We start from the raw sequence: 1,895 nt of genomic DNA, 5'->3' as shown, positions 1-1,895 counted from the left end.
GCTGTCTGACCGGCGGTGAACGTGCCACTGACGCCTTCGATGGTGAAGTTGACCACGCTGACCGGGCCATCGACGCTCGAAGTACCGGACAACACGTTGCCGGTAGCCGCGGTGTCTTCGTTGACCGTAACGGTTTCGCTGGCGTCGGTGAAGCTATCGTCGACCGGGGTAACGTTGATGTTCAAGGTCGAAGTGACGTCAGTGCCGGAACCGTCGGTGACGGTGTAGCTGACGCTTGGCACGCTGCCGTTGTAGTTGGCGGCCGGAGTAAAGGTGTACGCGCCATCGGCACCAATGACCAGGGTGCCGACGTTTGCGATGGTGGCGGTCTGGCCGGCTGTGAAGGTCCCACTGACGCCGTCAACCGTGAAATTGACCACGCTGACCGAGCCGTCGACGCTGTTCGTTCCGCTAAGGACGCTGCCGGTGACTGGAGCGTCTTCGGCGGTGGTCACGGTTTCGCTGGCGTCGGTGAAACTGTCGTCGACCGGGGTGACGTTGATGTTCAAGGTCGAGGTGACGTCAGTGCCGGAGCCGTCGGTGACGGTGTAGCTCACGCTTGGCACCGTGCCGTTGTAGTTGGCGGCCGGAGTAAAGGTGTAGGCGCCATCGGCACCAATGACCAGGGTGCCGACGTTGGCGATGGTCGCGGTGCTGCCGGCGGTGAACGTACCAGTGACGCCTTCGATGGTGAAGTTGACCACGCTGACCGGGCCATCGACGCTGCTCGTTCCACTCAGGACGCTGCCGGTGACTGGAGCGTCTTCGGCGGTGGTCACGGTTTCGCTGGCATCGGTGAAGCTGTCGTCGACCGGGGTGACGTTGATGTTCAAGGTCGAGGTGACGTCAGTGCCGGAGCCGTCGGTGACGGTGTAGCTGACGCCTGGCACGTTGCCGTTGTAGTTGGCGGCCGGGGTGAAGGTGTATTCACCGTTCGCTCCGATCACCAGGGTGCCGACGTTGGCGATGTTGGCTGTCTGACCGGCGGTGAACGTGCCACTGACGCCTTCGATGGTGAAGTTGACCACGCTGACCGGGCCATCGACGCTCGAAGTACCGGACAACACGTTGCCGGTAGCCGCGGTGTCTTCGTTGACCGTAACGCTTTCGCTGGCGTCGGTGAAGCTATCGTCGACCGGGGTAACGTTGATGTTCAAGGTCGAAGTGACGTCAGTGCCGGAACCGTCGGTTACGGTGTAGCTCACGCTTGGCACCGTGCCGTTGTAGTTGGCGGCCGGAGTAAAGGTGTAGGCGCCATCGGCACCAATGACCAGGGTGCCGACGTTGGCGATGGTTGCGGTGGTGCCGGCGGTGAACGTACCAGTGACGCCTTCGACGGTGAAGTTGACCACGCTGACCGGGCCGTCGACGCTCGAAGTGCCGGACAACACGTTGCCGGTAGCCGCGGTGTCTTCGTTGACCGTAACGCTTTCGCTGGCGTCGGTGAAGCTATCGTCGACCGGGGTAACGTTGATGTTCAAGGTCGAAGTGACGTCAGTGCCGGAACCGTCGGTGACGGTGTAGCTGACGCTTGGCACGCTGCCGTTGTAGTTGGCTGCCGGGGTGAAGGTATAAACCCCGTTGGCTCCGATCACCAAGGTGCCGACGTTGGCGATGGTCGCGGTGCTGCCAGCGGCGTAGGTGGTATCACCGATGGTGAAGTTAACCACGCTGACCGGGCCGTCGACGCTCGAAGTACCCGACAACAGGTTGCCGGTGGCGACGGTGTCTTCGCTGACCGTAACGCTTTCGCTGGCGTCGGTGAAGCTGTCGTCGACCGGACTGACGTTGATGTTCAGGGTCGAAGTGACGTCACTGCCGGAACCGTCGGTGACGGTGTAGCTGACGCTTGGCACGCTGCCGTTGTAGTTGGCTGCCGGGGTGAAGGTATAAAC

1 protein-coding gene is annotated in these 1,895 nt (G+C 62.1%); it reads right to left on the bottom strand.

The features are described from left to right. Positions 1-1,895: beta strand repeat-containing protein (locus AC07OG_RS04850; RefSeq protein ID WP_495066353.1), on the bottom strand; the 1,895-nt coding region annotated here is incomplete at both ends.

The organism is Pseudomonas sp. GW821-FHT09H03, assembly GCF_059415945.1.
This window is presented reverse-complemented; position numbering and strand designations above follow the sequence as displayed.